Annotated in this window: 10 protein-coding genes; 5 read left to right on the forward strand and 5 right to left on the reverse strand. The window is 61.8% G+C overall.

The window, feature by feature from the left end; genetic code table 11:
- Nucleotides 1-174 precede the first annotated feature (174 nt).
- The 5 genes from ACZ5B4_RS06460 to der all read left to right on the forward strand — a co-directional run bounded on the left by ACZ5B4_RS06460 (nucleotide 175) and on the right by der (nucleotide 7218).
- Nucleotides 175-1269 carry a CPBP family glutamic-type intramembrane protease gene (locus ACZ5B4_RS06460; RefSeq protein WP_464913613.1) on the forward strand — a complete coding sequence of 365 codons (1095 nt, stop codon included), beginning with the start codon at nucleotides 175-177 and terminating at the stop codon, nucleotides 1267-1269.
- Between the two features lie 195 nt (nucleotides 1270-1464).
- Nucleotides 1465-2562 carry a Gfo/Idh/MocA family protein gene (locus tag ACZ5B4_RS06465; protein ID WP_464913614.1) on the forward strand — a complete coding sequence of 366 codons (1098 nt, stop codon included), beginning with the start codon at nucleotides 1465-1467 and terminating at the stop codon, nucleotides 2560-2562.
- A 124-nt stretch (nucleotides 2563-2686) separates the two neighbouring features.
- Nucleotides 2687-4048: a dihydrolipoamide acetyltransferase family protein gene (locus tag ACZ5B4_RS06470; protein WP_464913615.1), complete on the forward strand. Its 1362-nt coding sequence runs from the start codon at nucleotides 2687-2689 to the stop codon at nucleotides 4046-4048.
- Nucleotides 4049-4169: 121 nt separating this feature from the next.
- Nucleotides 4170-5600, forward strand: a complete 1431-nt coding sequence (gene lpdA / locus ACZ5B4_RS06475; protein ID WP_464913616.1) for a dihydrolipoyl dehydrogenase — start codon at nucleotides 4170-4172, stop codon at nucleotides 5598-5600.
- A 157-nt stretch (nucleotides 5601-5757) separates the two neighbouring features.
- Nucleotides 5758-7218, forward strand: a complete 1461-nt coding sequence (gene der, locus ACZ5B4_RS06480) for a ribosome biogenesis GTPase Der (RefSeq protein WP_464913617.1) — start codon at nucleotides 5758-5760, stop codon at nucleotides 7216-7218.
- A 26-nt stretch (nucleotides 7219-7244) separates the two neighbouring features.
- Here the strand turns inward: der and ACZ5B4_RS06485 are convergent, their stop codons facing one another.
- The 5 genes from ACZ5B4_RS06485 to ACZ5B4_RS06505 form a co-directional block, all read right to left on the reverse strand.
- Nucleotides 7245-9260 (reverse strand): polysaccharide deacetylase family protein, encoded by a 2016-nt coding sequence (locus ACZ5B4_RS06485; RefSeq protein ID WP_464913618.1) that lies wholly within the window; start codon nucleotides 9258-9260, stop codon nucleotides 7245-7247.
- Between the two features lie 89 nt (nucleotides 9261-9349).
- Complete coding sequence (locus ACZ5B4_RS06490; protein ID WP_464913619.1) at nucleotides 9350-10342, reverse strand: hypothetical protein; 993 nt, start codon at nucleotides 10340-10342, stop codon at nucleotides 9350-9352.
- A gap of 354 nt (nucleotides 10343-10696) precedes the next feature.
- A complete protein-coding gene (locus ACZ5B4_RS06495; protein WP_464913620.1) occupies nucleotides 10697-11659 on the reverse strand; it encodes a carbohydrate kinase family protein in 963 nt (320 codons plus the stop codon).
- 59 nt (nucleotides 11660-11718) lie between these two features.
- Nucleotides 11719-12345, reverse strand: a complete 627-nt coding sequence (locus ACZ5B4_RS06500; protein ID WP_464913621.1) for a phosphopantothenoylcysteine decarboxylase domain-containing protein — start codon at nucleotides 12343-12345, stop codon at nucleotides 11719-11721.
- A gap of 100 nt (nucleotides 12346-12445) precedes the next feature.
- On the reverse strand, nucleotides 12446-12988 hold the full coding sequence (locus tag ACZ5B4_RS06505) for a flavoprotein (protein ID WP_464913622.1): 543 nt from the start codon (nucleotides 12986-12988) through the stop codon (nucleotides 12446-12448).
- Nucleotide 12989: the final 1 nt, after the last annotated feature.

Raw genomic sequence — 12989 nt, forward strand, 5'->3', positions numbered from 1 at the left:
AACCACGGGAGACCCCTGCGGTGAGCCAGGGCTCGGGCGAACTACTCCTTGGGTCCGCCGTCGCCCGAGTGAGGAACGCCGCCGGACTTGACCGCAGGCGGTTTGTCTGAGGCCGGGTGCTCAACGCAATAACAACCAAGAACCACCAGTAACCCAGGTATCAAAAAAGCAGCGATGGTGTTCTTGCCGGTGATTGTCATCGTTTGTGCCGTGGCCGGGAGTTTCGCCTGGTGGTTGATATTGCTAAATCGTCGGGAATTGCGGCGTGAACTTTGGCCGGCCTTTCGATTTCGGCCCGCTCGCTGGGGAGCGTTGGACGTCCTGGGAGCTTTTTTCGTAGTCTTGCTATTGGCCGGGCTGCCGTGGGACCGGTGGTTGCTCGGCCGCGACGCGGGCCTCCGCAACGCTCTCCGTGCCCCAGGCGAGGCGTCGCATTCCGCGTCATCCGGGATGGACGCCGAGCCGTCCTCGAATGGCCAGCCCCCGGGAGCGGCTTCCTCGGCTCAGGAGCAGCACTCCGGCTCGACCGATAGCAAAGCGTCCGGGTTCCCACGATCGGAATCCGAGCGAAAACGAAGCCACGGCCTGTGGCTTCTCTTGCAAGATCGTCCTACCGCCGGCACGTTCTTCCTGTGCTTCCTGGTTGCAGTGGTGGCCGCCCCTTTGATGGAGGAGACCCTCTTCCGTCTGATCTTTCAGGGATGGCTTGCGACTTGCGAATTGCGGCTCCGCGAGCTGCAACGTGGAGGCCTCATCGTCAGGCGAGATGCCCCTATCTTAAGGATTCCCCGCCCGCGATGGTTTGGAGCCTTCTCGGTATTGGTGGTCGCCGCGTGCTTTTCCTTGATCCACATTCGATCAACGGTGGACGTCCCCACGGCGGACGACATTTTGGCGGTCTTGCTGCGTCAGTCGTGTGGATACGGCGCCGCTTTGCCCTTGTTGGCGGTCTGGCTGGCATGGGGCAGGGGAGTCCGCCTGCGCACTTGGGGCCTTGCCCGCGAAACCTTTTGGCCGGACCTACGGCTCGGTTTGCGCTGGTTCGCGACGTTGGCCGTACCGATTTACGGCCTGCAAGTCGGCCTTACCGCCATTACGCCGGACAGTGTCGTAGTGGACCCTTTGACACTTTTCCCCTTCGGGTTGGTGTCCGGTGTCTTGTGCCTGCGCACCGGCCGGCTCTTGCCCGCGATCATTTTTCACATGGCTCTCAACGGGACGAGCTTGGCTTTGGCGGCAATCTTGCTGCTGTCCGGGGCGTTTTCTTGAGGCAGCTCGGTTCCCGGCAAGGACGGCAAGCCGCCACAATGCATGGGCGTCCGCACTTCTGCCGTATGCCGCCCCGGCTTATAATGACCATAAAATGCCCTTGCACGGTTGTGCTCAGCCCCCCGTCGACGGCTTGAACAAAGGGTGGAAGCCGCGGGACAGACTGTGGATCGGCACTATTCCGGAGGACGTGTCATGGAACTCGGGTTCGGCATCATTGGGTGCGGCTTGATCGCAAAATTCCACGCCCGGGCGATTGCGGACGTGCCGGGGGCTCGTCTGGCCGCCTGCTATGACGTCGTGCCGGCGGCCGCAGAAAAGGTCGGAGAGGAATTCGGCTGCAAGGCATACAACGATCTCGACGCCATGCTGTCGGATCCGAACGTCCACGTCGTCACCGTTGCTACGCCGAGCGGGGCCCACATGGAACCTGCCATAGCCGCTGCCAAGGCCGGCAAGCACGTTATCGTGGAAAAACCTCTGGAAATCACCTTGGATCGTTGCGACGCGATCATCCGAGCCTGCGAAGAGGCGGGAGTGGTTCTCTCGACGATTTTCCCCTCGCGGTTCCATGCCTCCAGCCGCTTGCTCAAGGCCGCCGTCGAGGAAAAGCGGTTCGGCAAATTGACCATCGGCGATGCCTACGTCAAGTGGTGGCGAACTCAGCAATACTATGACGGCGGCGCGTGGCGAGGCACATGGAAACTCGACGGAGGCGGGGCCTTGATGAACCAGGCCATTCACAGCGTGGATCTGCTGGTCTGGTTGATGGGACCCGTGGCGGAAGTCTCCGCTCGAACGGCCCTCTTGGCACACGAACGGATCGAGGTCGAGGACGTCGCGATGGCCGTGTTGCGCTTCCAGTGCGGCGCGCTGGGCGTCATCGAGGCGACCACGGCGGCGTATCCCGGCTATCTCAAGCGGATCGAGCTGCACGGCGACCAGGGTTCCGCCGTGATGGAGGAGGAAGATATCGTCAAGTGGGATTTCGCCCAGATTCGTCCCCAAGATGAAGAGATACGTCGCAAAATGGCGGAAAAAGTCAGCGGAGGCGGCGGCGCCTCCGATCCGGCCGCCATCGGTCACCACGGTCACGCCATGCAGTTTGCCGACGTCGTCCAGGCGATCCGAGAGGGCCGCAAACCGCTCATCGACGGTGCGGAAGGGAGACGGTCCGTAGAGGTGATCATGGCCGTCTATCAGTCCGCAGAGACGGGGCAAATCGTCAAATTGCCGTTGCCTGCGGACCCGGTGCTGAAGGCGAGGGAGGTCGGCGTGGCGGGCTTGCGATGATGGCAATCGGGCGTCCAAGCAACAACGGACGCGACGGCGACCGCCATGACCGGTCGCACGGCGGCCGCCAAACATAGGTTCGGATCCATTCGGTAACATCCATTTAGCTTTCAAGGCACGAGACATGGTTGTCGAGTTCAAGCTTCCCAATTTGGGCGAGAACGTCACGTCCGGAGATGTTGTTAACGTCTTGGTCCAAGAGGGAGATGTCATTACGGGCAACCAAGCGGTTTTGGAATTGGAGACGGACAAGGCCGTCGTGGAGATTCCTTGCCCTCATGCCGGACGCATAAACAAGCTGTTGGTGAAGAAAGGCGACGCGGTCAAGGTTGGTCAGACGATTCTCTTGGTTGAGAGTGAAGCCGCGGCGGATAGTGCTGCGAAGGCTGAAACATCGGGCGCACGCCAAGCGGAGGCCGTTTCGGAAACGGCGGTTGCAACCCAAGCGGCGGACGGCAGCGGCAAGTCGGGTTCGGCGGCAAGTCCATCGGCTTCTGAATCTTCGGCGGCTACAAAGCCCGATGCCGCGGCCGGAGACGGTCGCAAAGTTTCTACAGACTCGGATTCCGCCGCGCGGAGGGATTCCCGGCTTCCGCTTCCCGCAGGACCTGCGGCCCGCCGTTTGGCTCGAGAACTTGGGGTGGACTTGCAGTCCGTTCGCGGCACGGGATCGCATGGACGCATCACCGTCGAGGACGTGCAGTCGGCCGCGGCAAGGACGACTCGAGAAATCGGTGTTCCCAGCCCGGTCGTCCCGCCCGGTGAACCCGGCCGGGATAACTGGGGAGCGGTGCGGCGGGAAAAGATGAGCAAGATCCGCAAGACCATCGCCGCGCAAATGACGCGGTCTTGGACCACGTGTCCGCGCGTCACCAATTTCGATGATGCCGACGTGACCGATCTGGAAAACTTGCGGAAAAGCATTCCGCCTGACTTCCTCGGCTCCGGCTTAAAGCTCACCATGATGCCGTTTATCCTTCGCGCTACGGCCTTGGCTCTTCGGCATCATCCTTTGCTCAACGCATCCTTGGACGAAGAAAACGAACAAATCGTTTACAAGGAATACGTGAACTTGGGGATTGCCGTGGATACGCCCCGCGGGCTCGTGGTGCCGGTACTGCGGAACGCCGACCGTCTGAGCATACCGCGTTTGGCCGAAGAGCTGGCCCGTTTGGCCGGAAAAGCCAGAAACGTCGATTTCACCGTCGAGGATCTCCGGGGTGGCACGTTCAGCATCAGTAATTTGGGAGCTGTGGGAGGCACCTACAGTACCCCGATCATCAATCATCCGGAAGCGGCCATCCTTTTGGTCGGCCGTTCTCGGTGGTTGCCCGTGGTCCGGGACGGCGCCGTCGTGCCGCGGTTCATGATGCCTTTATCCCTCTCCTACGATCATCGACTGGTGGATGGCGCCGCGGCGGCTCGCTTCCTCAACGAGGTCATCGATTGGTTGCAATCGCCGGGTAAATTGCTGCTGAGCGGTTGAACGCCATTCTTCCATAACGTGCGCCGCCCAGGTTTCCAAGTGCCCGCTTCCGGCGAGACGTTTCAAGGGAGGACGTTTCTCCGGGAGGTGAATTTCAATCGTATCGTCGGAGTGATCCAAGATGGAAACACAGTTGGTCGTCATCGGCGGCGGACCGGGAGGGTACGCAGCTGCGTTCTTGGCCGCCGATTTGGGAATGAAAGTGGTCCTTGTCGATCAAGAGCCGAGATTGGGCGGGGTATGCCTGCTTCGAGGTTGCATCCCTTCCAAGGCCCTACTCCACGTGGCCAAGGCGATGGCCGAAGTTCAACATCTGGGCGAATGGGGAGTCCGATACGACACCCCCAAGATTGACGTATCTTCTCTGCGGAACCGAAAAGACAAGGTCATTTCCACGCTGACCGGCGGCTTGGCCCAGTTGGCCAAAAACCGCGGAGTGCACGTAATTCAGGCCCGCGCGCGATTCGAGAATTCACGTCAAATCCGCCTCGGCGGCGTCGGTGGGAAGGCACCGCCCGCAGAGACCTTGACCTTCCAGCACTGCATCATCGCGGTGGGATCGCGCCCAACCGTCTTGCCCCTATTCGCAGGCGGAGGCAGCCGCATCATGGATTCCACGGCGGCGCTTGATTTGGAGGACATCCCCGAACGGTTGCTGGTGGTGGGCGGCGGATACATCGGCTTGGAACTCGGCCAAGTTTATAGCGCGCTGGGTAGCAAAGTTTCCGTGGTGGAAGTCACCAACGGCTTGTTGCCGGGCGCAGACCGCGACTTGGTTCGGCCGTTGCACAAGCGATTGGAACGGACGTTTGAGGCGATTTACCTGGAAAACAAGGTCGTTGCGCTGGAAGAAACGAAAGACCGAGTGCGGGTGAGTCTGGAAGGTACCGGCGGGAAGAGGAACGAGACCTACTCCCGCATTTTGGTATCGGTAGGGAGAACGCCCAACAGCGACGGCTTGGGGCTGGAAAACACCAAAGTCGAGGTCTCGGATCGGGGATACATCGTGGTTGACGCTCAAAGGCGAACCGCGGATGAGAGCATCTGGGCGATCGGCGACGTCGTCGGGCAGCCGATGTTGGCGCACAAGGCCGCCCATGAGGGCAAGGTCGCGGTCGAGGTGATCTTGGGGCACGCCGCGGTCTTCGAACCTCGGGCCATTCCCGCCGTCGTATTCACGGATCCGGAGATCGCTTGGGCCGGACTGACGGAGACGCAGGCTCAGGCCGCAGGCATTCCGTACGAGACGGCGGTCTTTCCGTGGGCGGCCAGCGGACGGGCCCAGGCGGTAGGTCGCACGGAAGGGTTTACCAAGTGGTTGGTGGATCCGCAAACCGAAAGGGTCCTGGGCTGCGGCATCGTCGGCCCGAACGCGGGTGATCTCATCAGCGAGTCCGTCCTGGCGATCGAAATGGGGGCCGTCTTGCGCGACATCACCGACACGATCCATCCCCATCCCACGCTCTCGGAAACCCTGGCCTTCGCGGCGGAGGTCTATTTCGGCACCGCGACGGATTTGTACCGTCCGAAACGGACGGCCCAAACGGAATAAAATCGAAGCCGGCGGCGGGGACGAAGAGGCCCGGCAACTTCTCCGTGCCGCCGCCTTCGGGCGTCAAGCGTATTCCGGGATGGGCCGGCTTGGTCGTTACCGGCGAATCTTTTTCCGCCGAAATACCCTCGGCAAATGCGTGGGACGAAGCGCGACGATGGATTTTCCTCGGGTAGTGATTGTCGGACGCCCCAACGTCGGCAAGTCCAGCATCCTCAATTGGCTGGCGGGAAGACGGGTATCCGTAGTCGACGTATTGGCGGGGGTTACGCGGGATCGGGTCTCGGAACGCATCACCGTGGGCGACCGGCACGTGGAATTGGTAGACACGGGCGGAATCGGCATCGTCGATGAGAGGGATTTGGCCGAGCAAGTGGAACGCCAGATCGCCGTGGCCATGGCGAGCGCGGATGTGATTCTCTTTGTCACCGACACTCGCGCGGGGATCACGCCCTTGGATGAGGAGGTGGCGAGACGGTTGCGATCGGTCCCCGGTCCCGTTCTTTGCGTGGCGAACAAGACCGATGCCCCTTCTTGGGACGCCGCGGCTGCCGAATTCACGCGATTCGGCTGGCCCGTCATTGCGGTCAGCGCGGAGCAACGCCGTGGTCGTGAGGACCTGCTCGAAGCCCTCGGCGAACTCCTGCCTCCGTCCCCGGCTGTGCCGCCGGAACCGGAAGTCATGAAATTGGCGATCGTCGGACGCCGTAACGTGGGCAAGAGTACGTTCATCAATACGCTGGCCCGGGAAGAGCGAATGATCGTGAGCGAAATCCCGGGCACCACCCGCGATAGCGTGGACGTGCGTTTTGAAATCGACGGTCGGGCGTTCGTCGCCATCGACACGCCGGGCGTGATGAGACGGAAGAGCGTTCGCGAAAGCGTGGAGTTTTACGGTCTGGTCCGCGTGGGAGAAAGCATCCGCCGGGCGGACGTGGTTTTGCTGTTCTTCGATGCCGCCCGTGAAATCGGCCGGGTGGACAAGCAACTCGCCCAAGCCGCCTTCGATGCTTTCAAACCCACGGTATTCGTAGTCAACAAATGGGATCTATTGGCGAAGCAGTTTCCCACCGCGGTCTGGGTGGAACGATTGCGCGACGTATTTTCCTCACAGCAGTACGTGCCCATAGCCTTCATCACCGGCAAAAGCGGCAAGAACGTGCGGCGTCTGATCGACGTGGCACAGTCCTTGTACAAGCAGTCGCAAGAGCGATTGACGACGGGTGTTTTGAATCGAATGATCCGCACGTTGTTGGTCCGAAATCCCCCGCCGCTCCACTCGGGCCGCCGGGCCAAGATCTATTTCGGAGTTCAGGTTCGCGCGGCGCCGCCGACCATCGTCGTCTTTTGCAATAACCCGCAGGCGTTTTCGCCGTCGTATCGGCGGTATATCCTCAACGCGATCCGCGATCAATCGCCGTTTGCGGAAGTTCCGATTCGATTGCTATTCCGTCAACGCACCGGCGCAAAGGGCGGTGAACTGCGGCGCCCGGCCCTGGACGAATTGCCGGAAGAAAGGCTCTCGGACTCACACCTTGCCGATCAGGAAGAGGCTTGGTTGGATGCCGCCGAAGAGCAACCGCCCGAGGGTGCCGACGACGATGTCGGCGAATTCTGATCGTTTTTCCGAGTTACGGCGGCGAGCTACGGCCCCGTGAGTTCGTAGACCTGGATATGGTTCGGCTGCGATCCGCCGGTCTCCTCGTTGTGAAGGATCATGCGTTTGCCATGAATCCAGGCCCCGTTCTGCGTTCCGTCGGATCGCACGAACGGCGGCAGGGCTCCGTCTTCCCCCGTATTTTTCGACCGCACGACTTGGCTCCAGCCGTCTCCTTCAGGCGAAAGCAAGGCAACCAGGCATCCCGAGGGGCCGGAGAAAACCAGGTCCGGAAAGTCATCGTCGTTCAAGAGGGTAAATCGCAGCCCCGCATCGCGCCCTTGCTCATCGACGAATGCGGCCGGGGCGGGCAGCGTTAAGTCCGTCAGTCGCCAACGCCCGTCTTTCCAGGCAAAAACGCCGCGGTGTGTGGGATTGGCCGCCACGACTTCAGAACAGCCGTCGCCGTTCACGTCCAGCAAACGAATGCCCTGGTCGATTCCGCGGCAGGCTGTAAAAACCGGGGTTCCGTCCTCGGGAAATTCCAGTCCGGCAAGCCCGTCCGGAACGGCGATCCAAGCCGTTCCGTCGAAGGTCCAAAGTCCCGCCCATGATTCATTTCGGACCAGGACGCAGGGGAGGGCGGGGGAGCCGAACATCCCGAATTGCGCGCCCGTCCCGGCCAAGGCACCGTCTTCCGTCGTGTACGTCAAGGGCACGGGAAAACCCGTCTCCCTCCATTCTCCCCGCTGCGCATCCCAGCGGCGCGTGACGCGAAGGCGCTCGTTGGCGATCACAACATCCAGAAACCCGTCTCCATCGACATCCAGCAGGCGCACGCCCTGGTCGCCGCCGTTCTCTCGCCGGAGGCCGACGGTCTTGGTGAGCTGCGAATCGAGGCGTTCCACGACGTCGCTTAGCGTAAGGAATCGTACCGCGGAGCCGTAGTTTTCGGATGCGTGGCGAATCAGTTCCATTACCTGATCGTTGCGAATCCACCAACCGGGATGGAACGTAAGAACGTAGACCCCTTGCTTGCGAACCGCGGCGTCGAGCGCGCTCTTCATGTCCTTTAGCGACTCTTCGGCGAACGGCTGCTTGTGAAAATGAAACGCGACCCAGTCGTCGGGCAACGTCATCGGAATCTCCCAGCAGCCCCAGCCCACAACCCAAGGATAGGGGTAATTCTCAACGAAGTTGACGAAGCCGCGATCGGCAGGTAGGTACCGAGCCAAACGCGGCAAACCTTGAACGGAGGCGGTCCATTCCGCCGGAATTTCCGGGTCGGCTGAAGTCGCGACTTGGAAAATGGAGGAGTCCGCCGACAAGAAACGGCCGTTGGGCGTGGCGGCATGGAATATCTCGGCGAAGAAGCGAGGACTCATGGCGTTGATGGAATCGCAACACGGCATGCGATACGCCCGGGGAGCGTGCGGCCCGAGGGCGTCGCTGATTTGATCCACCGCCCGGTCGTACGTGGCCTTGGCGGCCGCAAAATCGCCCTTTTGCAGGAGAGGACAGGGATGATCCGCGGTATGGGCCCCGATTGCGGCCCCTTCCTCCAACCAACGCCGGACGACGGGATCGTCCGCCGCGACGCTGTTGGCCATCAGGGTGACCGCGGCTTTTCCCTGGACGGCCTTCAGCTTGTCGAAAACCGGCCGGAGAAACTCTTCGAAGACGGCAGGATCGGGTTTGCGATCGGCTCGCAAGTCGTCGATCGTGAGCAGTATTACCGCCCGCACACCTTCCTCGCCGACCCACTGCGGAGTGACCAAGCGGGGAAACGTTGTGTGGGGGTAATACGGGTTATATGGCTCGGAGAGATACCAAAACCGATTGCCGGCAAGGTCGGTCATGGGGCGTATCGGTGTCGTTGACGATGCGGGCGACTCCTCCGCCATGAGCGACGATCCTGCCACGAAGGCCACGATCGGAATGACGGCAATCGCTGCGAGGCAGGCGACGGCGAGCCGAACTCGGGCCGGCATCGGGCACGAACCGAGAGGTACCGTGGGAGAATTCTTCGCGATCCATGTGGGTCGGCAACCGTAAGCGGACATGCTGTTCACCTTCGTGAAAGTCTTGTCGGATAAGTGCGGCGTTGAGCACGGCTCGCGACGGAACGGCGGGCCGCGCACATCGTTTCGGACTACGTGGTCGGGGCTGTTTGGACGGCGTATTTTCGAACCAACGAGGCATTCGCGGCCACTTGGTCCGAGTAGACGGGAAACATGCCGACGATCGCGCCGTCGCAAGGCTTGATGTTCCGGAATGCGAACGCGAATGCCTCTTCGATGTCCCTGCTACCGGTACACTTGCGCCCTGCCGCGAGAATCTTGAACGCCAGGCACGGCTGGGGGACCTCGCGGACAACGGCCGTCATCTCCACTGGATCCGTCTCCAGGTAAGGTTCTCCCACGATGGCCCGGCCGAGCAAGTCCACTTGTTCGTCTCGCGGCCGATTGACCTTGTACATGCAGGTCATGAACAGGTCGTTTTCCCAGCCTTCATCGGCGATTCGGCGGATATTCTCGGGATTGTGCGACGATACGCCCGCCAACACGCCGTGATCGTGGGCCTTCTTGACATAGTCTCTGACGAGTCGGGCCTTGCCCTGCCGAAATAGGCTATCGGTCACCCCGCCGTGATGAACCAGGGCGATACAGTGCGTGTCGTCGATGATTTGTTTCATGGGCGCATCGGTCGGACGTTCCGCGTGCAAGCAAATGAAATTCATTCCGGCGTCCGACTCTTGGAGCTTTTGGATGGCCCAGACCGATCGGGGTTCATAATCGAATTGCCAAGTTCGGATTCCATGCCGGATACATTGGCGCAAGAAATCGTGGATCCGCTCCGGCGTAAAATACTCTCGCATGTATCGGTCCAGGATGGGTGAGGCGTGAGAATACCCGCCGATGGGATTCCATCCCGCCACAAGCCGTGTGATGCGATGGGGGCCCAAAGCAATGGTGGGCAATACTCCGTCCTGCCCGGAGTCGCCCTGCTCCGGGCCGTCGGTCCGTTCCTGAGCGACGAGGTGCGGTACCGCCGGTCGAATGAAACCGGTACCGGCCGCCGCGATGGCGGTTTTCAAAAAGAAACGGCGTTCTCGCCCGTGGTGTTGGGGAGCGTGCTCACGCATCGGTCGGCTCCTCGATACGAAGATTGCTCTTGGTCGGAAGCCGCGCCGCTCGAATGTTATCGGGCGACGTGCCGGCCTCGCGAACGAAATGACTGCCGGTGAATGCGCATCACGAGGGCCGCATTGCCGCAGCGCCGCATCGAGCAGTCGGTCGTGATTTTAGCGCGGCGCCAAGGCCGGAGCAAGAGTAGGAATGCAATGTCCTCGAAAAGCCTGATCGGCTTGTCGGCCTGAACTCGGCACCGGAGGCCGCCGTTCCGCCCCGCCTTCCGCTCGGGAAGGCAGACGGTGGGCTTTGCGGTGTGACTTGCCGCGCGGCGCGATCATAAACCCGAGAAGGGGCCGGGAGAATCGCTAACGGATTTCTTCGACGGCCAAGGCGTGGCGAGCCATGAAGGCGACCGCCTCTTCCTTCGTGAAAACGCTGTCGGTGGTGCCGATCGCCCGGACGCAGCTTGCCCCCAACGCGCTCCCCCATCGAACGCATCCGATCGGATCCTCCCCCCAAAGTAGTCCGGCGATGAAGCCCGCGTCGAAGGCATCACCCGCCCCAGCGCCGCTGACGAACTCCACAGGGTAAACGCCGGCCCGAAACCGCTCGCGTTCTCCCCAAAAAAGCGATCCGCGCGATCCGGAGGTGATGACGACGTTGGCTGCCCCGGCATCGTGGAACCGCTTGGCCTGTTCCTGCGGATCGGAGACGCCCAGAATGATCTCGGCTTCGTCCTCGTTGGGCAGGAAGTAATCCACTTCGGGTAGAAATCGGCGGATGATGGGCCAGTAGTCGCGCTTTCCCATCAAAACGACGTCGAGAACCGTCTTGACGCCTTGGGATCGCAGGCGCCGGAGGGTCGCCAAGAAGGCATCGGTTTCGAGAGCGGGCATCATGAGGTAGCCGCCCACGTAGAAGACGCGCACGTCCTCCAGCCAGGATCGCGGAAGATCTTCATCGGAAAAGACGTGATTGGCCCCGGGAGTGCTAATGAATCGCCGATCTTCACCTTTTACGTTAACGATCATGGTGGCGGCCGTTCCGCGATCCGGCACGAATCGCACGCCCTCGGTGTCGATGCCCGCCTTGCTGAGTGTGTCGGCGATGAAGCGTCCGAAGGGATCGTCGCCCACGCAGCCCGCCACGCCGACGTCGATTCCCAGCCGACACAAATCCATGGCGACGTTGGCTGCGCATCCGCCCAAACCGAGTTGAATGCGGGGCGTCGGTACCAGTTCCCCCGCGACCGGAAGATGATCGACGGGTTCGCACGCGACATCGGCGAAAAGGATTCCTGCGCTGACGACTTCGTGTTTTTTCATCATGGATCACCCTCTTCGGCGGCTAAAGGAGTGCGCCTGCGGCGGCTGCAAGCCTCCGTTCCTCAATGCATGAGCCTCCGTTCCACCCAGCCGCAAATTTCACGCGCCGCGTCCGACTTCGAGCCGACGAAATTTCCCAGCACCGTGCCGTCGGGGGTGAACGCTGTGATTGCCGTTCTGTCGGAATGGATGGCCTCGGGATGGTTCAGGATAATCAGGTCGCATTGCTTGCGTTGCAGTTTCTGCATGGCCCGAGCGGGACCGTCGCGCGTCTCCAGGGCAAAGCCCACGATCCACCGTCCCTGCTTTTCGGCGGCCAAAGCGGCCAAGATATCAGGAGTCTCCACCAGCCGCAAGAACAGGTCCTCGCCGGTTTTCACGATCTTGTCTGCTGCCCGAGACTCGGGACGGAAGTCGCAGGGCGCCGCCGCCCCGATGACGCCGTCGCAGGCCGCGAACAGCTCGGTCGCCGCAAGCAACATTTCCTCGGTAGTGGTAACGTAACGCACCCGGCAATCCGGCGGATAAGCGATCTCGACCGGGCCCGAGACGATCCAGACGTCATGACCGGCGGCGAGGAAAGCCGCGGCCAAAGCGCTTCCCATGCGCCCGCTGGAGGCGTTCGACAAATATCGCACGGGATCGAGGTACTCGCGGGTGGGTCCCGAGGTAATCAGCACTCTGGCCACGGTGCAACCTCCGCACGCCGCTGAAGGACGATCGTGCGATGCCGGGGGGCCTGGACGGGCCGGTCCGCCGCCGAAACGGTCTCACCTGCCTCCCGATCGATCAGACGATGCGGCGATCAAGGATTTCCTCGATCTTGGCGAAGATGATGTCCGGCTCGGCCATGCGTCCCGCTCCGACCTCGCCGCAACTAAGGTGTCCTTCGCCGGGATCCATGATGATATACCCATCCTCGCGAAGCTGTTGCAGATTGCGTTGCACCGCCGGCTTAGCCCACATTTGGCTGTTCATGGCCGGGGCGATCAAGACCGGGCCGGTAAACGCCAGGAGGCAGGTCGTCAACAGGTCGTCGGCCAGTCCCCAAGCCGCCTTGGCGAGGAAATTCGCTGTGGCGGGCGCAACGCACAGCAACTCCGCCCGGCGCGCCAACTCGATATGGGGATGCGGCGTCGGCAACCACATGTCGGTGCCGACGGGGCGGCCCGTCAATGCCTCAAAGGTCTTCGGCCCTACCAGGTGTGCGGCCGCTTTCGTCATGACGACCGTCACGGAAACTCCGCTCTGTACCAGGCGGCTGACTAGCGCGGCCGTTTTGTAGGCCGCGATTCCCCCCGTCACGCCGACCAGAACCTCATGCCCGGGCATG

This window comes from Thermogutta hypogea (genome assembly GCF_055386265.1).

What these genes read in the sequence shown, in the direction of transcription:
- ACZ5B4_RS06460 (WP_464913613.1), top strand. Translation starts at nt 175, where the DNA reads ATGGTGTTCTTGCCGGTGATTGTCATCGTTTGTGCCGTGGCCGGGAGT.
- ACZ5B4_RS06465 (WP_464913614.1), top strand. Translation starts at nt 1,465, where the DNA reads ATGGAACTCGGGTTCGGCATCATTGGGTGCGGCTTGATCGCAAAATTC.
- ACZ5B4_RS06470 (WP_464913615.1), top strand. Translation starts at nt 2,687, where the DNA reads ATGGTTGTCGAGTTCAAGCTTCCCAATTTGGGCGAGAACGTCACGTCC.
- lpdA (WP_464913616.1), top strand. Translation starts at nt 4,170, where the DNA reads ATGGAAACACAGTTGGTCGTCATCGGCGGCGGACCGGGAGGGTACGCA.
- der (WP_464913617.1), top strand. Translation starts at nt 5,758, where the DNA reads ATGGATTTTCCTCGGGTAGTGATTGTCGGACGCCCCAACGTCGGCAAG.
- ACZ5B4_RS06485 (WP_464913618.1), bottom strand. Translation starts at nt 9,260, where the DNA reads ATGTCCGCTTACGGTTGCCGACCCACATGGATCGCGAAGAATTCTCCC.
- ACZ5B4_RS06490 (WP_464913619.1), bottom strand. Translation starts at nt 10,342, where the DNA reads ATGCGTGAGCACGCTCCCCAACACCACGGGCGAGAACGCCGTTTCTTT.
- ACZ5B4_RS06495 (WP_464913620.1), bottom strand. Translation starts at nt 11,659, where the DNA reads ATGATGAAAAAACACGAAGTCGTCAGCGCAGGAATCCTTTTCGCCGAT.
- ACZ5B4_RS06505 (WP_464913622.1), bottom strand. Translation starts at nt 12,988, where the DNA reads ATGCCCGGGCATGAGGTTCTGGTCGGCGTGACGGGGGGAATCGCGGCC.